Genomic DNA, 25,150 nt, shown 5'->3' on the forward strand with positions numbered 1-25,150 from the left:
GCGGTTAGCAGAGACTTCTTAATTCCCTGCTTACACATTGACCTTTCAGAGAAAATGGCCGACCATCAATCAGGTCGGTATTTTTCTGTATCGTCGACCTTAAGGGTTATATTTCGTCCGAAGTCACATGGACTCATCCTTGAAACCAGTAACAGGATAAAGGAGTTAGAATGAAATCGAACCGTCAGGCCCGTCATATTCTTGGACTGGACCATAAAATCTCCAATCAGCGCAAAGTGGTGACTGAAGGTGAAAAATCCAGCGTGGTGAACAACCCTACCGGCAGAAAACGCCACGCAGACAGCAAGAAGTAACCGTACAGCCCGAATATGACGATAAACACCATCGCAACCGCGATGGTGTTTTTGCTTACAAAAAGCCTTAATCCATTCGCAATGCTTTATACTCTGTGCCCGGTACCCTGGTGGAATGGCGACGTATTATAAAAAGTGCCAGGGACGGATATCCAAAAAAGAGTGAGTGACATGGAAACCAAAAGCAAAAAAATGCGTTCCCTTTATATTCCTTACGCTGGCCCGGTACTGCTGGAATTTCCCTTACTGAATAAAGGCAGTGCGTTCAGTACGGAGGAACGCCGTAACTTCAACCTGCTGGGGTTACTGCCGGAAGTGGTCGAGTCGATTGAAGAACAGGCGGAACGTGCCTGGATCCAGTATCAGGGATTCAAAACGGAAATCGACAAGCACATCTACCTGCGCAATATCCAGGATACCAACGAAACCCTGTTCTACCGACTGGTTCACAACCATCTCGATGAGATGATGCCGGTTATCTACACCCCGACGGTAGGCGCGGCCTGTGAACGCTTCTCCGAGATTTATCGTCGCGCGCGCGGCGTGTTCATCTCCTACCAGAACCGCCACAACATGGACGACATCCTGCAAAACGTACCCAACCACAACATCAAAGTGATCGTGGTGACCGACGGCGAGCGTATCCTCGGTCTTGGCGACCAGGGGATCGGCGGGATGGGCATTCCAATCGGGAAGCTTTCACTGTACACCGCCTGTGGCGGGATTAGCCCTGCTTATACCCTGCCCGTGGTGCTGGATGTGGGAACCAACAACCCGCAACTGCTCAACGATCCGTTGTACATGGGCTGGCGGAATCCGCGCATCACCGATGATGAATACTATGCGTTTGTCGATGAATTTATTCAGGCGGTTAAGCACCGTTGGCCGGACGTTCTGCTGCAGTTCGAAGATTTCGCGCAGAAGAACGCCATGCCGCTACTTAACCGCTACCGCGACGAAATCTGCTCCTTTAACGACGACATTCAGGGCACCGCTGCGGTTACCGTTGGTACGCTGATCGCCGCCAGCCGGGCAGCAGGTAGCCAGCTCAGCGAGCAGAAAATTGTCTTCCTCGGCGCGGGTTCCGCCGGTTGCGGTATTGCCGAGCAGATAGTTGCTCAGATCCAGCGTGAAGGATTAAGCGAAGAGGCCGCGCGCCAGAGAGTCTTCATGGTGGACCGTTTTGGCCTGCTGACCGACCAGATGCCGAATCTACTCTCCTTCCAGACCAAACTGGTGCAGAAACGTGAAAATCTGCAATCGTGGGACAGCGACAACGACGTATTGTCGCTGCTTGACGTAGTCCGTAACGTTAAGCCCGATATTCTGATCGGCGTTTCCGGACAAACCGGTTTGTTCACCGAAGAGATCATCCGCGAAATGCACAAGCATTGCCCTCGCCCGATCGTGATGCCGCTGTCTAACCCCACCTCGCGTGTAGAAGCAACGCCACAGGACATCATCGCCTGGACGGAAGGTAACGCGCTGGTCGCCACCGGCAGTCCGTTTATGCCCGTGGTCTGGAAAGACAAAATCTATCCTATTGCCCAGTGTAACAACGCCTATATTTTCCCCGGGATTGGGCTGGGCGTGATTGCCTCCGGCGCATCCCGCATTACCGATGAGATGCTGATGTCCGCCAGTGAAACGCTGGCCCAGTACTCCCCGCTGGTGCTCAACGGTGAAGGGCTGGTGTTACCGGAACTGAAAGACATTCAGACCGTCTCGCGCGCCATTGCGTTTGCCGTCGGTAAGATGGCGCAACAACAGGGCGTGGCGGTGAAAACCTCTGCCGAAGCGCTGTTGCAGGCTATCGAAGAGAACTTCTGGCAGGCGGAATATCGCGATTATCGTCGTACTTCCATCTGATGAACGGCCCGGTGGCGTACGCTGCCGGGCCTTCAGGCTTGCGCTGTCTCATCACTTGCGCTTACACTTTCACCATCGATTAACATTCGGATAAATAAAAGGAGGATACTTATGCTGTACTGTGAACGATTCATCGCTTCACATGCTTTTGGCGATCGCCAGTGCTCAAGCGTTATCGGTATCGTGCTGCGATAACTTCTGCTTGAGCGAAGCTAACTTCTGAATTCCCCTTCTCTCGGGCTTACCGGGTTATCGTCAGCGATGTTTGACGAGGCGTTTTTACGCTTGTAACTCTTGAGTAAGCAACAATGAGCACATTACTAACCGCACAATCCCTGCACGTTGATACGGCGTTCGGCACGCTTTTCGACGATCTGACGTTTACCCTGAAAAAAGGCGATCGCATTGGGCTTATCGGCTACAACGGTTGCGGCAAAAGCACACTGCTTAAAATTCTCGACGGTTCGATTGCCCCGACCGGCGGAACCCTGGCGCTGGCGAACCATTGCCATCTTGCCCGTGTTGAACAACATTTGCCTGATGAGATCCTGCCGCTGACGTTACAGGAAGCCGTGTTGGCTCAACTTCCTGAACATGAACGCCCCAGTCAACTCTGGCAGGTCGACACCTTGCTCGCGCAGATGGGCTTCCGTGTCCTGGATCGACAACTGACGGCGCAGACCCTGAGCGGCGGTCAGCATACGCGTCTGCTGCTGGCCCGCGCGCTGATGCGCCAACCAGACCTTCTGCTGCTTGACGAACCGGGCAACCACCTGGATTTGCCGACGCTACTGTGGCTGGAACAGTTTTTACAGAACTGGTCCGGCAGTTTCGTGGTGGTATCCCACGATCCGCACCTGCTGGATGCGATCGCAAACGGCACGTGGATCCTGCGCGATCGTACCCTTCATACCTTTGCGTTGCCCTGTAGCGCGGCCCGGCAGGCGCTGATTGAGCGCGATGCCAGCGACGCGTTACGCCATAAGGCGGAACAAAAAGAGATCGACCGCGTCACCGCCAGCGCTAAACGACTGGCAACCTGGGGGAGAGTGTACGACAACGAAGATCTGTCGCGCAAAGCGAAGCAAATGGAAAAGCAGGTGTTACGTCTGAAGGAGGTGCAAACGGATCTGACAGCAGGAAGTCAGTGGTCACTAACGTTACACGGAGACGCACTTCGAGCAGACCGTCTGCTGGAATTATCGCACCTGTCGGTCATGCCTGCCCCGGACGCGCCAACATTGTTTACCATTGCAGGCATCCGCCTGAAGTGCGGCGATCGGGTGGCGATCGTCGGGCGTAACGGTTGCGGTAAATCCTCGCTGTTAAAACTGATCTGGCAGCATTATCTGACGGAACAGACGTCAGATTCACTGCGCCTTCACCCTCGCGTTTCACTGGGCTACTACGACCAGACGCTGCATCAACTACCGGATGATGCGTCGTTGTTTGACGCCCTTGAACCGTTCGCCCCGCAACCGGACATCCGCAAAATGGCGCTGATAAACGCGGGATTCCCGTGGATTCGCCATTCGCAATCGGTCAGTACATTAAGCGGCGGCGAGCGTTCGCGCCTGTTGTTCGTCGGACTGTCGCTGGCACGCTATAGCCTGCTCATGCTGGATGAACCGACTAACCATCTGGATATGGAGGGCAAAGAGGCGCTGGCGCAGACGCTACAAACCTTTGAAGGCGGCGTGCTGCTGGTCAGTCACGATCGTCAACTCATCAGCCAGAGCTGTAATCGGTTCTGGTTTGTTGACGACGGTGAACTGAGCGAGTGGCACGATCTGGAAGCCGTCTACGCGCATATCCGGCAGACCACGGCGGAACTTTCGTCGGCTGATGTGAAAGATGACGGTCCGCTTGCCCTGGAGCGCATTGACGAGGAAGACCTGTTGGAAAAGCTGCTCGCGCTTGAGCAGCGTCTGGCTGAGGATCTGGCCCGTAAACCCAGACACCAGAAGCCGCAGTTACAGGCTCAATGGCGTAAAGAAATAGACGACCTCACCGCACGCCTTTAATCCTCAATGCCCGGTAACGTGATGTTTACCGGGCAATTTGCGTAGCGCTTTCCAGTATTCATCCCCTCTCCTTTTCTCTTTGCTCATTTCACCAGACAATCACGCACACGACGGCGAAAATTGTTGCGCCACACGGAACATAATGCTACTGTTCCTCCTGAAGGAACGAGGTGAACTGGATGATCATGAATTTCAGGCACAAGGGATTACGCGACCTGTTTCTTCACGGCAAAACGTCAGGTGTGATGACAAATCACGTCAGACGTTTACGACACCGCCTTGCTGTGATTGATGCCGCAGGCTGCGTGAACGATATCAACATGCCCGGTTACCGACTGCATCCCCTGAGCGGCGATCGCGATGGCGTCTGGGCGATTTCGGTTTCAGGCAACTGGCGTATGACGTTTGAATTAGTCAATGGCGATGCGTACATTCTGGATTACGAGGATTATCACTGATGAAAATGGCGAATCATCCCCGCCCCGGGGATATCATTCAGGAAGCGCTGGACGAACTGAACGTCAGTTTGCGTGAATTTGCCCGAGCAATGGAGATTGCGCCCTCAACGGCAAGTCGGTTACTCACGGGCAAAGCGGCTCTTACCCCGGAAATGGCGATCAAACTCTCGGTAGTGATCGGCAGTTCTCCGGAAATGTGGTTGAATCTGCAAAATACCTGGAGTCTGGCACAGGCGCAAAAAAGCGTCGACGTTTCCCGCCTGCGCCGGCTGGCCGCGCAGTAAAGGCGTTGCATGCCGGACAGGCAAACGCACCGTCCGGCAGATTCGCTTATTGCTGAGGATTTTTCGCTTTCCAGGCGTCCCATGCCTGTTTGATTTCCTGCTTCGCGGTTGCCGCGTCGTTAAAGCCGTTCAGCTCCACTTTCTTACGCCCTTCCGGTAACGCTTTATAGACACGGAAGAACGATTCCAGACGCTGAACCTCAATTTTTGGCAGGTCGGCCAGTTCCTTGATGTCGTCATACGTGGGATCAATTTTGCTGGCGGGAACCGCCACAATTTTGTCATCCTTCTCGCCGCCATCAATCATCTTCAGTACGCCAATCGCGCGCAGCTTGATCAGCGTTCCCGGTGCCATCGGGGCGCGGGTGTAGAAAATCACGTCCAGCGGATCCCCGTCGCCCGCCAGTGACTGGGTCAGCGAGCCGTAGTTTGCCGGATAAGCGACCGGCATCGACTGGAAGCGGTCCGCGAAGATGAATCCGGTTTTAGCGTCGGTTTCGTATTTAATGATCCCACCGGACGGAATTTCCGTCACGGCGTAAAACTCTTCCGGATTGTTCTCCGGTTGTGGAAAATCGAGGATGTTCTGCGCCTGAACTGACGCACAAAGAAGTACGCTTACCGCGACTAATTTTTTGACCAGATGCATTGTCGGTTAACTCTTCGGTTATTTGTGAAGACAACACGTTACGTTTAGTCGATGTCAGGATCATGACGTTTTTATGGCAAAAAAAAGGCACTACTTGTGTAGCGCCCCTTTAATCTGAAAAAAAGAGAATTAGTTTAACCCTTCTTCACTCTCTTTTTTTGCTTCTGCCTTTTCGATGTCACGATACCAGCGCGGGTGGTGTTTCTTCGCCCAGCGGCGACTCACCTTCCCTTCAATCATCCCTTTAATCGATCCCTTCACCCAGAATGCCATATACATATGGATGAGGATGGCGTGAATCAGAACGATCCCCGCCGCCGCGTGGATCAGCAGGCTGTAACGCACCACCTGCATCGGGAAGTATTGCGCGAAGTACGGACGCCAGATGATCACGCCGGTCACCAGCAGCACAAAAATCATGCTCATGATCGACCAGAACATCATCTTTTGTCCGGCGTTATATTTACCGACATCCGCCACTTTATGTTCGTTGCCTTTCAGCACTTCAACAATGTTCTTCAGCCACGGCAGGTCTTTCTTATCCGGGATGTTGTGATGGACGAAACGAACAAACATGAACATCAGCGCGACAAAAATCGCCACGCCAAAGAACGGATGCAAAATACGTCCCATCTGCGGCGTACCGAAGGTTTGCGTCAGCCATTGCAGCGTCGGGAAGAAAAACGAAATCCCCGACAGCGCCACCAGGAAGAAGCAAATCACCACCGTCCAGTGACAGGCGCGGTCGATGAACTTCGTGCGCACAATCATTTTCGACTTACTCATGATGATCCTCCTCGTCATCGTCCACTTCTTTGTTCGGGCCAATACCGATGTAGTGATAGATAAGCCCGGCAAAAGTGGCGATAAATCCGGCCGCCGCCAGGGGTTTCAGCGCCCCTTTCCACAGATTGATAGACGTGTCGACTTTCGGTTCATTCGGCAAACCGTGATAGAGCTCCGGCTGATTCGCGTGATGCAGAACATACATCACGTGCGTACCGCCTACGCCCTGCGGATTGTAGACGCCAGCATGTTCGTAACCGCGCGACTTCAGCTTTGCGACGCGCTGTTCGCCCATTTCCAGCATCTCCTGTTTGGTGCCGAAATGAATCGCTCCGGTCGGACAGGTTTTGACACAGGCCGGTTCCTGACCCACGCTGACGCGATCGACGCAGAGTGTGCATTTATAGACGCGGTTATCCTCTTTATTGAGGCGAGGAATATTAAACGGACACCCGGCGATGCAGTAGCCGCAGCCAATGCAGTGTTCGGACTGGAAATCGACAATCCCGTTGGCGTACTGGATGATTGCCCCGGCAGACGGGCACGCCTTCAGGCAGCCCGGAGCTTCACAGTGCATACAGCCGTCTTTACGAATCAGCCATTCCAGCTTGCCGTTCTGCTCGGTTTCGCTAAAACGCATCACCGTCCAGGACTTGGCGCTGAGATCGGCGGGGTTGTCATACACCCCGACACAATGTCCCACGTCATCGCGGATGTCGTTCCACTCAGAACAGGCCACCTGGCAGGCTTTGCAGCCCACGCAGGAGGTGACGTCAATGAGTTTGGCGACCTCGGCTTTGTAATCACGCGCCTGCGGCGGCGGCGTGATCGCGTTCGTTGCGGACTTTTTGATGATGTCCTGCGTTTCCAAAGACATATGCTCGCCCCCTTACGCCTTCTCGATGTTAACTAAAAACGCTTTGTACTCCGGCGTTTGCGAGTTTGCGTCACCGACGTTTGGCGTCAGGGTGTTGGCGATATAGCCTTTACGCGCAACCCCTTCAAAGCCCCAGTGCAGCGGGATCCCGACGGTTTCAACCTGCTGACCGTTGACGTGCAGCGTTCGCAGACGACGCGTGACCACCGCAACCGCGCGAATGAATCCGCGCTTGCTGGTTACCGTCACGTAGTCGCCATTGCCAATGCCTTTGGCGGCGGCCAGCGTTTCGCTGATCTCCACAAACTGTTCCGGCTGCGCGATGGCGTTCAGCAGCGCGTGCTTGGTCCAGGTGTGGAAGTGCTCGGTCAGACGATAGGTCGTTCCGACATACGGGAACGCGTCTTTCTTCCCAAGGCGCAACACGTCATCTTCATAGATGCGCACGACCGGGCTGGAAACGACGTTCGGATGCAGCGGGTTGGTTCCCAGCGGCGTTTCCATCGGCTCGTAGTGTTCCGGGAACGGACCCTCCGCCAGCTTATCAAGGGCAAACAGACGCCCCAGCCCTTCCGGCTGCATGATAAACGGCCCGGTTGCGCTGCCCGGAGGCGCGGTGTTGAAGTCCGGGATATCATTACCCGTCCATTTCGCCCCGTCCCACTGGATCAGCATGCGTTTCGCATCCCACGGTTTCCCGTTGATATCCGCTGAGGCGCGGTTATACAGCACGCGACGGTTCAGCGGCCATGCCCATGCCCAACCCAGCGTATTGCCCAGCCCTGACGGGTCGGCGTTATCGCGGTTGGCCATCTGGTTGCCCTTCTCCGTCCAGCTACCGGTGTAGATCCAGCAGGAAGACGAGGTCGACCCGTCATCACGCAGTTGTGCGAAGCTGGTGAGCAGTTGCCCTTTCTTCGCGATCAGCACACCGTTGGCGTCATAGAGATCGGCCAACGCATAGCCGTTGTTCTCTTTCGCCACCTCTTCTGACTCTGGATGATCCGGCTGTTTGTAGTCCCAGCGCATTTTCAGCAGCGGTTCCACGCCTTTACCCCCCGCTGTGCGATACATCTCGCGCAGACGATGGAACAACCCGGCCAGAATTTCGCCGTCGTTACGCGCTTCACCCGGTGCATCCTGACCTTTCCAGTGCCACTGCAACCAGCGTCCGGAGTTGGCGATAGAACCATCTTCTTCGGCAAAACAGGTGGACGGCAGACGGAATACTTCGGTTTGAATCGACGCCGGGTCGACATCGTTCGACTCGCCGTGGTTCTGCCAGAAGGTTGAGGTTTCGGTCACCAGCGGATCGATAACCACCATGTACTTCAGCTTGCTCAGGCTGCGAACCACTTTGTTTTTGTCCGGAAAGGACGCCACCGGGTTAAAGCCCTGACAGATATAGCCGGTGACTTTCCCGCTATCCATCATGTTGAAGTATTTGATGACGTCGTACGCCTGATCCCATTTCGGCAACCAGTCAAAGCCCCAGTCATTCTCTTTGCGTGCATCATCGCCGTAGAACGATTTCATCAGGCTGACGGCAAACTTCGGATAATTGCTCCAGTAGTTCACCTGGTCTGCCAGCGTGGCCTTTGGCGTGTTGGCGTTCAGCCAGGTCTGCCAGTCGCTCTGCTTTTCTGACGGCAGCGTCAGATAACCCGGCAGGCTGGTAGAGAGCAGACCTAAGTCGGTTAAGCCCTGAATGTTGGAGTGACCGCGCAGGGCGTTAACGCCGCCGCCTGCCATTCCCATGTTGCCGAGCAGCAGTTGGATCATCGCCATCGTGCGGATGTTCTGCGCCCCGACCGTGTGTTGCGTCCAGCCCAGCGCATACAGGAATGTCGTGGTACGATCCGCCGCACTGGTGGAGGCCAGCACGTCACACACTTTCAGGAAGTCAGCTTTCGGCGTCCCACAGATGTTCTCTACCACCTCCGGCGTATAGCGGGAAACGTGCTGTTTCAGCAGATTCCATACGCAGCGCGGATGCGACAGGGTTTCATCGCGTCTGGCATAGCCGTTTTCATCGAACTGGTAGTTCCAGGACGACTTGTCGTACTGCCGTTTTTTCGCGTCATAACCGCTGAATAAACCGTCGTCAAAGGTGAAATCATCCCGCACCAGCAGGCTGGCGTTGGTGTAATGCCTGACGTATTCGGCGTTAATCTTGTTATTTTCAATCAGATACCGCAGCACGCCGGACAGGAACGTAATGTCCGTGCCAGAGCGAATCGGCGCATAAATATCGGCAACCGAGGCGGTACGGGTGAAACGGGGATCGACAACAATCAGCGTAGCGTCATTGTTGTTCTTCGCTTCCATCGCCCAGCGGAATCCCACTGGATGGGCTTCAGCGGCGTTACCGCCCATCACCATCACGACGTTCGCGTTTTTGATATCAACCCAGTGGTTGGTCATCGCACCGCGACCAAATGTTGGAGCAAGACTTGCTACCGTTGGTCCGTGTCAGACGCGCGCCTGGTTGTCTACTGCCAGCATGCCGAGTGAGCGCACAAATTTTTGCGTCAGCATGCCGGTTTCATTACTGGCAGCGGAGGCACAGAGCATCCCCGTGGAAAGCCAGCGGTTTACCGTTACGCCCTGTTCGTTTTTCTCAATAAAGTTGGCGTCACGGTCAGCCTTCATCAGTTTAGCAATGCGGGTGAGTGCCTCATCCCAGCTAATACGCTGCCATTTATCGGAGCCTGGCGCGCGATATTCCGGGTAACGCAGGCGGTTTTCGCTATGGACGTAATCCAGCAGACCGGCACCCTTCGGACACAATGCGCCACGGCTCACCGGATGATCCGGATCCCCTTCGATATGATAAAGCGCTTCTTTGGCGTTTTTTGCTCCATCTCCCAGGCTATACATTAATAGCCCGCAACCTACGGAACAGTATGTGCAGGTGTTTCGGATCTCTTTCGCGCGCAACAGCTTATAATTTCGCGATTGAGCCAGTGCCATTTTGGGCGTAAATCCCAACGCAGCAACCGTTGTTCCAGCCATACCGCCCGCGCAGATTTTAAAAAACTTTCTGCGGCTGACGTTCATTGCTTTCCCTCTTTTTCCAGAGTTGTCATGTCGCCGAGGAAACTAACAGCAATACCCGTATTTTTTTTGAGTCAAATCAATAACGAAACGGTTCCGCTACTAAATAGTCCCAATTGTCGGTTTTATATACCACCAAGGTGGTAATGCCCCCTCAGTATTCGCCTGGATAATTCCGCTAAAAAAGTGCTATATATTTCAACTTCTTTTTTGATAAGGCATGGAAAACGGCAAACAGAATGACGAAACAAAAAGCAACGCTGATTGGACTTATTGCCATTGTGCTGTGGAGCACAATGGTGGGTCTGATTCGTGGCGTCAGTGAGGGACTTGGGCCAGTTGGTGGTGCGGCGGCAATCTATTCATTAAGTGGGCTGCTGTTGATATTTACCGTGGGATTTCCCAATATCCGTCGATTCCCTGTTGGTTATTTAATCGCCGGTAGCGTGCTGTTTGTCAGTTATGAAATATGTCTGGCGTTATCGTTGGGCTATGCCGCTACCCGTCATCAGGCGATTGAGGTCGGTATGGTCAATTATTTATGGCCAAGTCTGACGGTGTTATTCGCGATTCTGTTTAACGGTCAAAAAACCACCTGGATAATCGTTCCCGGCGTCCTGCTCGCAATAACCGGTATCTGTTGGGTGCTGGGGGGAGAAAATGGTCTGAATCCTGGAGAGATTATCAGCAATATCACCAGCAGTCCGTTGAGCTACTTTCTCGCCTTTCTCGGCGCGTTTATCTGGGCGACCTACTGTACTGTGACCAATAAATACGCGCGGGGGTTTAATGGCATTACGGTTTTTGTTTTACTGACGGCACTCAGTTTGTGGGTGCACTATTTTCTGACGCCGCAGCCCGAAATGATGTTCAGTACGCCGGTGGTGATTAAGCTCGTCTCTGCCGCGCTGACGCTGGGCTTTGCCTATGCCGCCTGGAACGTGGGGATTTTGCACGGAAATGTCACCATCATGGCGGTAGGATCTTATTTCACACCGGTGCTGTCATCTGCGCTGGCAGCCGTGCTGCTGAGCGCCCCGCTGTCGTTCTCCTTCTGGCAGGGCGCCATTATGGTTTGCATTGGTTCGCTGCTCTGCTGGTGGGCCACACGCCGCGCGTAACGCTATCACCGGGTCGCCCCCCTTTTCTGACCCGGACTTCATCCTTCGCGAGACAATAAATCAACTGTCGTTCCTTAGGATATTTACTGATTGTTAGAAAATTCTTATTCGCTTTTTTCCGATCGCTCTGCCATACCTTTATTATGGAGCCGATTCAGGTCTATTTATTTCCTTAAAACAGGAATATTAAGTCTTTATACTTATGTTAAATTTATGCTAACAAGACGCTAAATAATTAAATGATTTCGCTAATTTACAATTATTAATGCGTATATAATACACATGGGTAACTAACTCATATAATAACCGATAACCCGTATATAATCCCCTGCGGAAATATTGCATAGAGAGTTATTTCCAGGAATTTCCGCGCCTCAGATTTGACTTAAGGCGATCTGGATCACACAAATAGAAATAATCTGCAATTCCATGAAACTTATTATTGAATTGGTACTGCTGCGTACCTTAAAAATAGTTTGCCATTGATGAAGCGATTCGTTCGGCAATGGTTCAGGAATCACACCAAGAAAATTATAAGGATTGTTAACAATGAAACTTAAATTAGTTGCAGTGGCAGTGACTAGCCTGTTGGCAGCAGGCGTCGTGAATGCGGCAGAAGTGTACAACAAAGACGGCAACAAACTGGATCTGTACGGTAAAGTTACCGCTCTGCACTACTTCTCCGACAATGACGGCGATGATGGCGACAAAACTTATGCTCGTCTGGGTTTCAAAGGCGAAACGCAGATTAACGATCAGCTGACCGGTTTCGGTCAGTGGGAATATGAATTCAAAGGCAACAATGCTGAATCAACTGGCAACAAAGGCAACAAAACCCGTCTGGCGTTTGCTGGCCTGAAATTTGCTGAATTTGGTTCTTTCGATTATGGCCGTAACTACGGTGTGGCTTACGATGTTGGCGCATGGACCGACGTTCTGCCTGAGTTCGGTGGTGACACCTGGACCCAGACTGACGTGTTCATGACTGCCCGTACTACTGGCGTTGCAACCTACCGTAACACTGACTTCTTCGGTCTGGTTGAAGGCTGGAACTTCGCGCTGCAGTATCAGGGCAAAAATGGCGCTTCTGGCGAAACCAACAATGGTCGTTCTAAACTCGTTGAGCAAAACGGCGACGGTTTCGGTCTGTCCACCAGCTACGAATATGAAGGCTTTGCTGCTACTGCTGCGTACGCGAAATCTGACCGTACCGATTCCCAGACTCGCGGTGGCGACAACGTATTCTATGCAGCGGGTAAAAACGCTGAAGTATGGGCTGCTGGTCTGAAATATGATGCGAACAACATCTACCTGGCAACCACCTATGCTGAAACCCGTAACATGACCACTTTCGGTGATGTAAACGGTATTGCTAACAAAGCGCAGAACTTCGAAGTGGTTGCACAGTACCAGTTCGACTTCGGTCTGCGTCCGTCCCTGGCTTACCTGAAATCCAAAGCTAAAGACGTGGGCGGTTACGGCGATCAGGATCTGGTTGAATATGTTGATGTTGGCGCAACCTACTACTTCAACAAAAACATGTCTACCTATGTTGATTACAAAATCAACCTGCTGGATGACAACAACTTTACCCGTGCAGCGGGTATCTCAACTGACGACATCGTTGCCGTTGGCCTGACCTATCAGTTCTAATTTTTAGAATTGAGCTGTACAAAAAGCCAGCCCACGATGGGCTGGCTTTTTTTCCCCCCGATGTTAAACCGGCCATAAGGAGAATGCCGTGCAAACCTATACAGGACGTTGCCTCTGCGGGCAGAGTCATTTCACCGTCGATGTCGAATCCCTCGACGTCTATGCCTGCCACTGTACGATATGCCAGAAATGGTCTGGCGGTATCGCTATGTATCTGGAAGCCTGTGGACAACCGGTGATGGACCCCGATGCGCCCGGGCCCGCTTACTTTGCATCGTCTTCGCGCGGCGAACGGTATTTTTGTTCCGGCTGTGGTTGCCCACTGTGGATCAAGTTAACCGACACCGAGCGCTATTTCATTCCCTGGACGTTGCTCGAATTTAACGAGGTCGACCGTCGCCGTCTGATCCTTGCCGCCGAGATTTATACCGAGACGCAACCTGCGTTCTGGCGACTCACGGGTCAATACGCCCGCCTGAGCGGAAAGGAAGTTGAAGAACTGGATAACCGCTGTCAGTTCACCCACTGAGTTATTCGCGTGCGGCCTTCGCCAGACTGAACCACATGCCCACCGCCAACAGAATCAACATGCTTCCGGCACTGCTTAATGCCACGCTATGCGACCAGGTAAAAGCCTGCTTCGCGGCCAGCAGAACCGTATCCGCCATTGCCGAAGGAAGCGTCTGCGCCAGTTGTACCGCTTCACCCATTGAGGACGAGGCGCGTGCGATTTCCCCGGCGTTCAGACCGTCAGGCAGCGCAATTGACGCAGAGAAACTGCGACTGAGCAACAGACCAAAGATGGCAATCCCCAGCCCCGCGCCCAGTTCATAGGCCATCGTTTCGATAGCCCCGGCCGCCGCCGCTTTTTCTGCCGGTGCCGCCGCCATGATCGCCGCCGTTGAGGCCAACAGGGCGCTGGCCGCGCTGAATCCGAGCAATGCCATTAACACCCAGGCCTGAAGTTGCTGGCTACTGAAGTCCGTTGCCGCCAGACCATAGAAACTCAGGGCGCTCAGCGCCATCCCGCCGGTCGCGACTTTCCGCAGCCCCAGCCGCGACACCAGCATCCCGGCAATCGGGCCGCTGAATCCACTGGCGAGCATCACCGGCAGCATAAATAATCCCGCCTGATACGGCGTTAAGCCATGAACAAACTGCAGTTCCTGCGCCATTAACAGCTCAAAACCGACCAGCGTAATCATCGCCGTCATTGCCATCACCACGCCGCTCAAAATGATGCGATGGGTGAACAGGCGCATATCAATCATGGGACGACTCGCCGCCAGTTGAATGCGGACAAACTGCGCCAGCAGCAGTGCGCCGCTCACCAGCGCCAGCGCAATAACGCCGGTGGCGATATGCCCTTTAAGCGCCGTCTTCGCGCTGTAGACCAGCAGCAGAATCGCGACAATCAGCATAATGGCGTGTCCCAGATTCAACGACTGATCGCGGCGTCCGGTCTGACGCGGAACATAGCGCGCGGTAAGTGCTACCACGACCAGTACAATCGGCACATTGATTAAGAACACGGAGCCCCAGTAAAAGTGCTCAAGCAGCATACCGCCAACCAGCGGGCCGAATGCCGCACCGCCCGATCCCACTGCCGCCCAGACGCCAAGCGCCATGTTGCGGTGGCGCGCTTGCGAAAAGGTGGCGCGGATCCCGGCCAGCGTCGCTGGCACGATCATCGCCGCGCCTATCGCCAGAATGGCACGGGTGGCAATAAGCCAACTGGCAGTATGGGCAAAGGCGGCGGCCAGTGACGCAAGACCGAACAGCGCCCCGCCGAGGATCAGCAGGCGTTTAAAGCCGATACGATCGCCGAGCGCGCCCATCGGCAGTACCATCCCTGCCATCACCAGCGAGTAAATATCAATGATCCACAACAGTTCGTTGCCACTGGCACCGAGCGTCATGCTCAGCGTGGGTGCGGCAACGTGCAGCACCGTTGCATCAATCGCAACAGGAATGTAGACCAGCACAATAATCACTAACGTTAACCACTGACGAAACATAAAACTCCCTACGAAAACAAACTGGACACACGTCCAGCTTTGTCGATCCTACGGAAAATTGAACATATGTCCAACTTTTTGTTCAGCGCCGTGATTACCAAATAATGAGAGTATTGAATGAGTGAATGATTTTGACGTCGGTGAAGAATGGCAGAACCGCAGGATAAGACAGTAAGCCGAACACGATGGCCGGCCTACTGGCAGAACAACATCAGCCGAGATCGCCGCCGGCAACCGGTAAGGTGATGCCGGTGATATAACTGGCGTCGTCGCTGGCGAGAAACAGAATCGCATTCGCCTGCTCCGCCAGCGTTCCATAGCGGTGCATCAGACTGCTGTCGACGGTCTGATCAATCACCTGCTGATACCACGCCTGTTCCTGGGCAGAGGGCGTTTCTTCATTACGCGGTACAAGACGCGCCGGGGCATCGGTCCCCCCCGGGGGCGACGGCATTGATGTGCTGTACATTGCCCGTGCGGCGGTTAACAACCTGCTCAGCGTCGACATCGGACGTGGCAGTCGACTGCCCGCGTGGGCCACCTCTATGGGACGCGTGTTGCTCAGTGCGCTTCCCGAAGAACTGCTTGAAGTGACATTGTCACGCGAGCAGTTACTCCGCTATACCCCACGCACGATTTGTGACCAGGCAGCGCTGCGGGAAGAGATCGCCCGGGTGCGTATTCAGGGCTATGCGCTGGCCGACAGGCAGATTGAAGTTGGACTCTGTTCCCTTGCCGTTCCGCTGCTTTCCCGCAATGGCACCGTGGTTGCTGCCCTCAACGTCGGGGTGCCAGCGTCATCCATGAGCGCTGCCGCGTTAAAAGAGAAAGCGCTGGCTCCTTTGCGTCGTTCCGCGATGGAGCTCTCACTTCAGCTGTAGCGTGTAACAATTGAACGTCTGTCCAGCTTGTTGATACACTGCCTCTCCAGCAAGAATGGAGGTGGTATGAGCTATCTGAATAAAGATGAGCGTCGCGAAGTAATATTACAGGCGGCCATGCGCGTGGCGCTCGAAGACGGTTTTTCCGCCATGACCGTCCGGCGAATCGCCACAGAAGCGAAAGTGGCGACCGGTCAAGTCCACCACCATTTCACCTCCGCCGGAGAACTTAAATCGCAGGCCTTTGTCCGTCTTATTCGCGCCCTGCTGGATGCGGAACTCGTCGCGGAAGATGCCACCTGGCGCATGCGTCTGCACGCCACGCTGGGCAGTGATGACCGCGGATTCGAGCCCTATATTAAGCTCTGGCGCGAAGCGCAGATCCTTGCGGACAAAGACCCGGAAATCAAAAGCGCCTACCTTCTCACCATGCGCATGTGGCATGAGGAAACGGTCGCCATTATCGAAAGCGGACTCGCCGCCGGAGAGTTCACCACCGCCTCCGCCCCCGCAGACATCGCCTGGCGCTTGATAGCGCTGGTGTGCGGTCTGGATGGCATGTACGTTCTCGGCATTCAGGAGATGGCCGATCCGGCGTTTGATCGCCATCTGGATCGCATGATTGCGCTGGAGCTTTTTTCCTGAGCGACTGCCTGAACGAATGAATGTTAACCATTTATACTTTTTATTTACATTTGGTAACACTTAAGCAACCTGTTATTCTCCCTTCACTCCACGTGGTTGCGCATTTTTATCTATCCTTTCCTCAACATTCATAAAAGCATCAATAAATTCTTAAAAGGGCGTATAGCGCTCTGCGCAGACTATTTCTTTTTTTTCATGAACGCATGTGCATGTGAGGGGTAATATGGCGCGACAAAATGAGAAAAATAACCGTTATCTTTTGAGTGACTGGAAGCCGGAAAATCCCGCATTCTGGGAGAATAAAGGTAAACACATAGCACGAAGAAACCTTTGTATCTCAGTCGCTTGCCTGCTACTTGCCTTCTGCGTCTGGATGTTGTTCAGCGCCGTCGCCGTCAATCTCAATAAAATTGGTTTTAATTTCACCACCGATCAACTCTTTTTATTAACCGCATTACCTTCACTTTCTGGCGCAATATTACGCGTTCCCTACTCCTTTATGGTGCCTATATTTGGCGGACGCCGCTGGACGGTTTTTAGCACCGCGATACTGATTATTCCTTGCGTCTGGCTCGGCTTTGCGGTGCAAAATACCACCACCCCTTTCGAGGTATTTATCATCATCGCGCTGCTGTGCGGTTTTGCCGGTGCAAACTTTGCTTCCAGCATGGGCAATATCAGTTTCTTTTTCCCGAAAGCGAAGCAAGGCAGCGCGCTGGGGGTGAACGGAGGGCTGGGTAATCTCGGCGTCAGCGTGATGCAACTGGCTGCGCCGCTGGTTATCTTCCTGCCGATATTTGCCTTCCTCGGCGTCCAGGGTGTCCCGCAACCCGATGGGTCACTGCTTTCGCTGGCAAACGCCGCCTGGATCTGGGTGCCGCTGCTGGCGATTGCCACAATAGCCGCCTGGCTTGGCACCAATGACATCGCCAGTTCCAAAGCCTCCATCGCCTCTCAGTTGCCGGTGCTCAAGCGCTTCCACCTTTGGCTATTAAGCCTGCTCTATCTGGCCACGTTCGGCTCATTCATCGGCTTTTCCGCGGGCTTTGCCATGTTGTCGAAGACGCAGTTTCCGGATGTGAATATCCTCAACCTAGCGTTTTTTGGCCCGTTTATCGGCGCGCTGGCGCGTTCTGCGGGCGGGGTCATCTCCGACAAGTTTGGCGGCGTGCGCGTGACGCTGATTAACTTCATCTTTATGGCGCTGTTCTCGGCCCTGCTCTTCCTGACGCTGCCCGGCTCAGGTTCCGGCAGTTTTATCGCCTTCTATCTGGTCTTTATGGGGCTGTTCTTAACCGCAGGTCTGGGTAGCGGTTCTACCTTCCAGATGATTGCCGTCATTTTCCGCCAGCTCACTCTCTACAAAGTGAAACTGCGCGGCGGCAGCGACGAACAGGCACAGCGTGAAGCGGTGACCGACACCGCCGCGGCGCTGGGTTTTATTTCCGCTATTGGCGCCGTCGGCGGCTTCTTCATTCCTAAAGCATTCGGCAGTTCGCTGGCGATGACCGGTTCCCCCGTCGGCGCCATGAAAATCTTTCTGGTGTTTTACATCGTCTGCGTGCTGGTGACCTGGCTGGTCTATGGCCGCCGTAAACCACAACAAAAATAACAACAACTGACGTAGGCCTGATAAGACGCCATGCGTCGCCATCAGGCAATCACGCAATGCCGGATGACGGCTTGCGCCTTATCCGGCCTACAAGACCCTATGGAGCAGGAGAAATGTCATGAGTAAACTGTTGGATCGCTTCCGTTACTTTAAACAAAAGGGTGACACCTTTGCTGACGGTCACGGTCAGGTGATGCATACCAACCGGGACTGGGAAGACAGCTATCGTCAGCGCTGGCAATTTGACAAGATTGTCCGTTCAACCCATGGGGTGAACTGCACCGGCTCCTGTAGCTGGAAAATCTACGTCAAAAATGGTCTGGTGACCTGGGAAACCCAGCAGACCGACTATCCGCGTACCCGTCCGGACCTGCCCAACCATGAACCGCGCGGCTGTCCGCGTGGTGCCAGCTACTCCTGGTATCTGTACAGCGCCAACCGTCTGAAATACCCGCTGGTGCGCAAACGGCTGATCGAACTGTGGCGCGAGGCCCTGGCCTCCCATCCCGATCCGGTGCTGGCGTGGGATTCGATCATGAATGACCCGCAAAAGTGCCAGAGCTACAAGCAGGTGCGCGGACGCGGCGGGTTTATCCGCTCCAACTGGAAAGAGCTCAACCAGCTCATTGCTGCCGCTAACGTCTGGACCGTCAAAACCTATGGCCCGGACCGCGTCGCTGGCTTCTCGCCGATCCCGGCGATGTCGATGGTCTCTTACGCCGCCGGCACCCGCTATCTTTCCCTGCTCGGCGGCACCTGTCTGAGTTTTTACGACTGGTACTGCGACCTGCCGCCCGCTTCACCGATGACCTGGGGCGAACAGACCGACGTGCCAGAATCCGCCGACTGGTACAACTCCAGTTATATCATTGCCTGGGGCTCCAACGTACCGCAAACCCGTACGCCGGATGCCCACTTCTTTACCGAAGTCCGTTACAAAGGCACCAAAACCGTCGCGATTACGCCTGATTTCTCCGAAGTTGCCAAGCTGAGCGATCAGTGGCTGGCACCAAAACAAGGCACCGACAGCGCGCTGGCCATGGCGATGGGACACGTTATCTTAAAAGAATTCCATCTCGACAATCCCAGCGACTACTTCCTCAACTACTGCCGTCACTACACCGACATGCCGATGCTGGTATTACTGGATGCCCGCGAGGACGGCAGTTACGTGCCGGGACGGATGATGCGCGCCTCGGATCTGGTCGATGGGCTGGGTGAAAGCAATAACCCGGAGTGGAAAACGGTCGCCTGTAACAGCACCGGGAAACTGGTGGTGCCTAACGGTTCGATTGGTTTCCGCTGGGGTGAAAAAGGCAAATGGAACCTTGAATCACTGGCGGCAGGATCAGAAACCGAACTGTCACTGTCATTGCTCGGTCAGCATGATGAGGTGCTGGGCGTCGCCTTCCCCTATTTCGGCGGCAACGAAAACCCCCATTTTCGCAGCGTGAAGCAGGAACCCGTACTGGTGCGCCAACTGCCGGTGAAGCAGTTAACGCTTGCCGATGGCAGCCGATGCCCGGTGGTCAGCGTCTACGATCTGGTACTGGCAAACTACGGCCTCGATCGCGGTCTGGAAGACGCGTATGCAGCGATTGCGTATTCCGAGGTGAAAGCCTATACGCCAGCGTGGGCGGAACAGATAACCGGCGTGCCGCGTTTTCAGATTGAAACCATCGCCCGTGAGTTCGCCGATACGGCGCATAAGACCCACGGTCGCTCGATGATTATCCTCGGTGCCGGCGTCAACCACTGGTATCACATGGACATGAACTACCGGGGAATGATCAACATCCTCGTGTTCTGCGGATGTGTCGGGCAGAGCGGCGGCGGCTGGGCGCACTATGTCGGCCAGGAAAAGCTGCGTCCGCAAACCGGCTGGCTGCCGCTGGCCTTTGCCCTGGACTGGAACCGTCCGCCGCGCCAGATGAACAGCACCTCGTTTTTCTACAATCACGCCAGCCAGTGGCGTTATGAAAAACTGACCGCGCAGGAACTGCTTTCGCCGCTGGCGGATGCCTCAAAATTCACCGGTCATCTGATCGATTTCAACGTGCGCGCCGAACGCATGGGCTGGCTACCCTCTGCGCCGCAGCTTAATCTCAATCCGCTGACGGTCAAAGCCAGCGCCGAAAAGGCCGGCTTGTCACCCGTGGAATACACCGTTGCGGCATTGAAATCTGGCGATATTCGCTTTGCCTGCGAACAGCCGGACAGCGGTAAGAATCATCCGCGTAACCTGTTTGTCTGGCGTTCTAACCTGCTCGGTTCTTCCGGTAAAGGCCATGAATACATGCTCAAGTATTTGCTCGGTACAGAGAGCGGTATTCAGGGGGAAGCGCTGGGTTCCAGCGAAGGCATTAAGCCAGAAGAGGTGGAATGGCAGTCTGCGGCGATCGAAGGCAAACTCGACCTGCTGGTGACGCTCGATTTCCGTATGTCGAGCACCTGTCTGTTCTCAGACGTCGTTCTGCCGACCGCCACCTGGTATGAAAAAGACGACATGAATACCTCGGATATGCATCCGTTTATTCACCCGCTGTCGGCGGCGGTGGATCCCGCGTGGGAATCGAAAAGCGACTGGGAAATCTACAAAGGCATCGCCAACGTCTTTTCCGAGGTCTGCGTCGGCCATCTGGGACAAGAAACCGACGTGGTGCTGCAACCGTTACAGCACGATTCACCGGCAGAACTCTCACAGCCGTTCGACATTCAGGACTGGCGTAAAGGGGAATGCGACCTGATCCCCGGAAAAACCGCGCCAAACATTGCCGTGGTGGAACGCGACTATCCCGCGACATACGAGCGTTTTACCTCGCTCGGACCGCTGATGGATACGTTGGGTAACGGCGGTAAGGGGATCTCGTGGAACACCCAGACGGAGGTCGATTTCCTCGGCAAGCTTAACTACACCAAGCGCGAAGGCCCGGCGAAAGGCCGCCCGCTGATCGAAACGGCAATCGATGCTTCGGAGGTTATCCTGGCGCTGGCACCGGAAACCAACGGTCAGGTGGCGGTGAAAGCGTGGCAAGCGCTTGGCGCGATGACCGGACGTGAGCATACCCATCTGGCGCTCAACAAAGAAGACGAGAAGATTCGTTTTCGCGATATCCAGGCACAGCCGCGCAAAATCATCTCCAGCCCGACATGGTCTGGTCTGGAAAGCGAGCATGTCTCCTATAACGCGGGCTATACCAACGTCCATGAGCTGATTCCGTGGCGCACACTCTCCGGCCGTCAGCAGCTGTATCAGGATCATCAGTGGATGCGCGCGTTTGGTGAAAGTCTCGTCGCCTATCGCCCGCCGATTGACACCCGCAGCGTCAGTGAGATGCGTGAAATTCCGCCGAACGGCTTCCCGGAGAAAGCGCTGAACTTCCTGACGCCGCACCAGAAATGGGGCATTCACTCCACCTACAGCGAAAACCTGTTGATGCTGACGCTGTCGCGCGGCGGGCCGATTGTCTGGATCAGTGAAACGGATGCGAAAGAGCTCGGTATTGAGGATAACGACTGGATCGAGGCCTTCAACGCCAACGGCGCCCTCACCGCTCGTGCGGTCGTCAGCCAGCGCGTGCCGCCCGGCATGACCATGATGTACCACGCGCAGGAACGCATCATGAATATCCCCGGCTCGGAAGTGACCGGCATGCGCGGCGGGATCCACAACTCCGTCACCCGTGTGTGCCCGAAACCGACGCACATGATCGGCGGCTATGCGCAGCTTGCCTACGGTTTTAACTATTACGGTACCGTCGGCTCCAACCGCGACGAGTTCATCATGATTAGAAAAATGAAGAACATTGACTGGCTGGATGATGAAGGTCGGGATCAGGTACAGGAGGCGAAAAAATGAAGATACGCTCACAGGTTGGCATGGTACTGAACCTCGATAAATGCATTGGTTGTCACACCTGCTCCGTTACCTGTAAGAACGTCTGGACCGGACGTGAAGGAATGGAGTACGCGTGGTTTAACAACGTCGAGACGAAACCCGGCATCGGCTATCCGAAAAACTGGGAAGATCAGGAGGAGTGGCAAGGCGGTTGGGTTCGCGACGTGAATGGCAAGATCAGACCCCGTCTGGGCGGTAAAATGGGCGTCATCACTAAAATCTTCGCTAACCCGGTCATTCCGCAAATCGATGATTATTACGAGCCGTTCACCTACGACTATCAGCATCTGCACAGCGCACCGGAAGGAAAACATGTGCCTACCGCCCGTCCCCGTTCGCTCATTGACGGCAAGCGGATGGATAAAATCATCTGGGGGCCGAACTGGGAAGAGCTGCTTGGCGGTGAATTTGAAAAACGCGCCCGCGACCGCAATTTCGACAAGATCCAGAAGGAGATGTACGGCCAGTTTGAAAACACCTTCATGATGTATCTGCCGCGCCTGTGCGAACACTGCCTGAATCCAAGCTGTGTCGCTACCTGTCCGAGCGGTGCCATCTACAAGCGTGAAGAAGACGGGATTGTGCTTATCGATCAGGATAAATGCCGCGGCTGGCGTTTGTGCATCAGCGGCTGCCCGTACAAAAAAATCTATTTCAACTGGAAAAGCGGCAAATCAGAGAAATGCATTTTCTGCTATCCGCGCATTGAGTCCGGCCAGCCGACCGTCTGTTCGGAAACCTGCGTCGGGCGTATCCGCTATCTCGGCGTACTGCTCTACGATGCGGATCGCATTGAAGAAGCGGCCAGCACCGAACATGAAACCGATCTCTATGAGCGCCAGTGCGACGTGTTTCTGAACCCGCACGACCCGGCGGTGATTGAAGAAGCACTGAAACAAGGGATCCCACAAAACGTTATCGACGCGGCGCAGCGATCGCCGGTATACAAAATGGCGATGGACTGGAAGCTGGCGCTGCCGCTACATCCGGAATACCGCACGCTGCCAATGGTCTGGTATGTGCCGCCGCTGTCGCCCATTCAGTCCTACGCCGATGCGGGCGGACTGCCCAAAAGCGACGGCGTGCTGCCGGCGATCGAAAGCCTGCGGATCCCAGTGCAGTATCTCGCCAATATGCTGAGCGCAGGCGACACCGGGCCGGTGCTGCGTGCGCTCAAGCGCATGATGGCAATGCGCCACTATATGCGGGCGCAAACCGTCGAAGGCATCACCGATACTCGTGCGATTGATGAAGTGGGCTTAAGCGTTGAACAAATTGAAGAGATGTATCGCTACCTGGCGATTGCCAACTACGAAGACCGCTTTGTGATCCCGACCAGCCACCGTGAAATGGCGCACGATGCCTTCCCGGAGAAAAACGGTTGCGGCTTCTCCTTCGGCGACGGGTGCCACGGTTCCGATACCAAATTCAATCTGTTCAACAGCAGTCGCATTGACGCCATCAACATCACCGAAGTGCGTGACAAGGCGGAGGGGGAATAATGCAAATCCTCAAGGTGATTGGCCTGCTGATGGAGTATCCGGATGAGTGGCTGTGGGCGTGTAAGGACGACGCGCTGGCACTGGTGCGCCACGATGCGCCGATGCTCACCGACTTCACCGAAGCACTGCTCAACGCGCCACTGCTCGATAAACAGGCCGAATGGTGCGAGGTGTTTGACCGTGGGCGCGCCACTTCGCTCCTGCTGTTCGAGCACGTGCATGCAGAGTCCCGCGATCGCGGCCAGGCGATGGTGGATCTGTTGACGCAGTACGAAAAAGTGGGATTGCAACTCGACTGTCGCGAACTGCCGGACCATCTGCCGCTGTATCTGGAATACCTGAGCGTGCTGCCAGAAGCCGACGCACGCGAAGGCTTGCAGAACGTCTCGCCGATTCTGGCCCTGCTGGGGGGACGTTTAAAGCAGCGCGGCACACCGTGGTATCAGCTATTCGATGCCCTGTTGCTCCTGTCGGGTAGCCCACTTTCAAGTGACAGTGTCACGAAACAGGTTGACACTGAAACGCGTGATGACACTCGTCAGGCGTTGGATGCCGTCTGGGAAGAAGAACAGGTGAAATTTATCGAAGATAACGCCACGGCCTGTGACAGTTCGCCATTACAGCAATATCAACGACGCTTTAGCCAGGACGTGGCGCCGCAGTACGTCGACGTCAGCGCGGGAGGCCCGAAATGATACAGTTCCTGAACGTCTTTTTTTACGACATCTACCCCTATCTTTGCGGGACGGTCTTCATCCTCGGCAGTTGGCTGCGCTATGACTACGGGCAGTACACCTGGCGGGCGTCCTCCAGTCAGATGCTGGACAAACGCGGGATGGTCCTGTGGTCGAATCTGTTCCACATCGGCATTCTGGGGATCTTCTTTGGCCACCTGTTCGGGATGTTAACCCCACACTGGATGTACGCCTGGTTCCTGCCCATTGCGGTGAAACAGCAGATGGCGATGATTGCAGGCGGGATCTGCGGCGTGCTGACGCTGGTCGGCGGTGCGGGGTTGCTGGTACGTCGTCTGACAAACTCCCGCATCCGGGCCACCTCGTCCACGGCGGATATCCTGATCCTCTGCATTCTGCTGATTCAGTGCATACTGGGCTTAAGCACGATACCGTTCTCCGCGCAGCACCCGGACGGTAGTGAAATGTTGAAACTGGTGGAGTGGGCGCAGTCAGTTGTGACCTTCCGTGGCGGGGCCTCTGCCCACCTGGACGGCGTGGCGTTTATTTTCCGCGTGCACCTGGTGCTGGGGATGACCATCTTCCTGCTCTTCCCGTTCACCCGTCTGGTTCACGTCTGGAGCGCGCCGTTTGAGTACTTCAGTCGTCGCTACCAGATCGTTCGTTCCCGTCGATAGCCCTCCACTGCCCGGCAGTGCAATCTGCCGGGCGACTGTTCGCTCCAGCCGAAAAGCGTGTTCATGTTGGCGGCATCGCCATCCGCTACGCTGCACGTTATGATGCTTCTCCAACTCAGGGAGAATGCTA

Annotated in this window: 19 protein-coding genes and 2 pseudogenes; 15 read left to right on the forward strand and 6 right to left on the reverse strand. The window is 54.8% G+C overall.

Annotated features, from left to right (window positions below):
- Positions 1-170: 170 nt before the first annotated feature.
- The 5 genes from sra (at position 171) to ACERJC_RS06785 (ending at position 4,949) form a co-directional block, all read left to right on the forward strand.
- Positions 171-314, forward strand: a complete 144-nt coding sequence (gene sra / locus ACERJC_RS06765; RefSeq protein WP_061077521.1) for a stationary-phase-induced ribosome-associated protein — start codon at positions 171-173, stop codon at positions 312-314.
- 171 nt (positions 315-485) lie between these two features.
- Positions 486-2,183, forward strand: coding sequence for a malate dehydrogenase (maeA, locus tag ACERJC_RS06770; RefSeq protein ID WP_286633280.1), 1,698 nt, complete (start codon positions 486-488; stop codon positions 2,181-2,183).
- A gap of 308 nt (positions 2,184-2,491) precedes the next feature.
- Positions 2,492-4,207 (forward strand): ABC-F family ATP-binding cassette domain-containing protein, encoded by a 1,716-nt coding sequence (locus ACERJC_RS06775; protein ID WP_373671325.1) that lies wholly within the window; start codon positions 2,492-2,494, stop codon positions 4,205-4,207.
- A gap of 179 nt (positions 4,208-4,386) precedes the next feature.
- Positions 4,387-4,665 carry a type II toxin-antitoxin system RelE/ParE family toxin gene (locus ACERJC_RS06780; RefSeq protein ID WP_373671682.1) on the forward strand — a complete coding sequence of 93 codons (279 nt, stop codon included), beginning with the start codon at positions 4,387-4,389 and terminating at the stop codon, positions 4,663-4,665.
- The gene (locus ACERJC_RS06785) at positions 4,665-4,949 is read left to right on the forward strand and encodes a HigA family addiction module antitoxin (protein ID WP_152404669.1); all 285 of its coding nucleotides are present in this window, start codon (positions 4,665-4,667) and stop codon (positions 4,947-4,949) included. The genes ACERJC_RS06780 and ACERJC_RS06785 overlap by 1 nt, the downstream gene beginning before the upstream one ends.
- A gap of 46 nt (positions 4,950-4,995) precedes the next feature.
- Here the strand turns inward: ACERJC_RS06785 and ACERJC_RS06790 are convergent, their stop codons facing one another.
- The 4 genes from ACERJC_RS06790 to fdnG form a co-directional block, all read right to left on the reverse strand.
- Positions 4,996-5,598: an inorganic diphosphatase gene (locus ACERJC_RS06790; protein WP_373671326.1), complete on the reverse strand. Its 603-nt coding sequence runs from the start codon at positions 5,596-5,598 to the stop codon at positions 4,996-4,998.
- Between the two features lie 129 nt (positions 5,599-5,727).
- Positions 5,728-6,384 carry a formate dehydrogenase-N subunit gamma gene (fdnI, locus tag ACERJC_RS06795; protein ID WP_371894810.1) on the reverse strand — a complete coding sequence of 219 codons (657 nt, stop codon included), beginning with the start codon at positions 6,382-6,384 and terminating at the stop codon, positions 5,728-5,730.
- Positions 6,377-7,261 (reverse strand): formate dehydrogenase subunit beta, encoded by an 885-nt coding sequence (fdxH, locus tag ACERJC_RS06800; RefSeq protein WP_373671327.1) that lies wholly within the window; start codon positions 7,259-7,261, stop codon positions 6,377-6,379. Before fdxH ends, fdnI begins: the two co-directional genes overlap by 8 nt.
- Positions 7,262-7,273: 12 nt before the next feature.
- Entirely contained in the window at positions 7,274-10,321 is a 3,048-nt protein-coding gene (fdnG, locus tag ACERJC_RS06805; protein ID WP_371894811.1) for a formate dehydrogenase-N subunit alpha, read from the reverse strand.
- Positions 10,322-10,557: 236 nt separating this feature from the next.
- Here fdnG and yddG point away from each other — a divergent pair, with 236 nt between their 5' ends.
- The 3 genes from yddG to ACERJC_RS06820 all read left to right on the forward strand — a co-directional run bounded on the left by yddG (position 10,558) and on the right by ACERJC_RS06820 (position 13,621).
- A complete protein-coding gene (gene yddG, locus ACERJC_RS06810; protein WP_152404658.1) occupies positions 10,558-11,439 on the forward strand; it encodes an aromatic amino acid efflux DMT transporter YddG in 882 nt (293 codons plus the stop codon).
- A gap of 549 nt (positions 11,440-11,988) precedes the next feature.
- Positions 11,989-13,092: a porin OmpC gene (ompC, locus tag ACERJC_RS06815; protein WP_371894813.1), complete on the forward strand. Its 1,104-nt coding sequence runs from the start codon at positions 11,989-11,991 to the stop codon at positions 13,090-13,092.
- An 88-nt stretch (positions 13,093-13,180) separates the two neighbouring features.
- A complete protein-coding gene (locus ACERJC_RS06820) occupies positions 13,181-13,621 on the forward strand; it encodes a GFA family protein (RefSeq protein ID WP_152404653.1) in 441 nt (146 codons plus the stop codon).
- A gap of 1 nt (position 13,622) precedes the next feature.
- Here the strand turns inward: ACERJC_RS06820 and ACERJC_RS06825 are convergent, their stop codons facing one another.
- On the reverse strand, positions 13,623-15,110 hold the full coding sequence (locus ACERJC_RS06825) for an MFS transporter (RefSeq protein WP_373671328.1): 1,488 nt from the start codon (positions 15,108-15,110) through the stop codon (positions 13,623-13,625).
- Between the two features lie 211 nt (positions 15,111-15,321).
- Positions 15,322-15,574: pseudogene (locus tag ACERJC_RS06830) on the reverse strand (SDR family oxidoreductase); the annotation flags it as partial.
- On the opposite strand from ACERJC_RS06830, the pseudogene ACERJC_RS06835 reads away from it, so the two are divergent.
- The 7 genes and pseudogenes from ACERJC_RS06835 to narI form a co-directional block, all read left to right on the forward strand.
- Positions 15,557-15,991, forward strand: a pseudogene (locus tag ACERJC_RS06835) (IclR family transcriptional regulator domain-containing protein); the annotation flags it as partial. The pseudogenes ACERJC_RS06830 and ACERJC_RS06835 overlap by 18 nt on opposite strands.
- A gap of 66 nt (positions 15,992-16,057) precedes the next feature.
- On the forward strand, positions 16,058-16,636 hold the full coding sequence (locus tag ACERJC_RS06840; protein WP_371894815.1) for a TetR family transcriptional regulator: 579 nt from the start codon (positions 16,058-16,060) through the stop codon (positions 16,634-16,636).
- Between the two features lie 223 nt (positions 16,637-16,859).
- Positions 16,860-18,248 carry a NarK family nitrate/nitrite MFS transporter gene (locus tag ACERJC_RS06845; protein ID WP_373671329.1) on the forward strand — a complete coding sequence of 463 codons (1,389 nt, stop codon included), beginning with the start codon at positions 16,860-16,862 and terminating at the stop codon, positions 18,246-18,248.
- Between the two features lie 118 nt (positions 18,249-18,366).
- On the forward strand, positions 18,367-22,107 hold the full coding sequence (locus tag ACERJC_RS06850) for a nitrate reductase subunit alpha (protein ID WP_373671330.1): 3,741 nt from the start codon (positions 18,367-18,369) through the stop codon (positions 22,105-22,107).
- Positions 22,104-23,648, forward strand: a complete 1,545-nt coding sequence (narH, locus tag ACERJC_RS06855; protein WP_373671331.1) for a nitrate reductase subunit beta — start codon at positions 22,104-22,106, stop codon at positions 23,646-23,648. The genes ACERJC_RS06850 and narH overlap by 4 nt, the downstream gene beginning before the upstream one ends.
- Positions 23,648-24,343, forward strand: a complete 696-nt coding sequence (gene narW, locus ACERJC_RS06860; protein ID WP_286633291.1) for a nitrate reductase molybdenum cofactor assembly chaperone — start codon at positions 23,648-23,650, stop codon at positions 24,341-24,343. The genes narH and narW overlap by 1 nt, the downstream gene beginning before the upstream one ends.
- Positions 24,340-25,020, forward strand: a complete 681-nt coding sequence (gene narI / locus ACERJC_RS06865) for a respiratory nitrate reductase subunit gamma (protein ID WP_042318984.1) — start codon at positions 24,340-24,342, stop codon at positions 25,018-25,020. The genes narW and narI overlap by 4 nt, the downstream gene beginning before the upstream one ends.
- Positions 25,021-25,150: the final 130 nt, after the last annotated feature.

Origin of the sequence: Citrobacter telavivensis, from assembly GCF_041807075.1 — a bacterium.
GTDB lineage: Bacteria > Pseudomonadota > Gammaproteobacteria > Enterobacterales > Enterobacteriaceae > Citrobacter_A > Citrobacter_A telavivensis.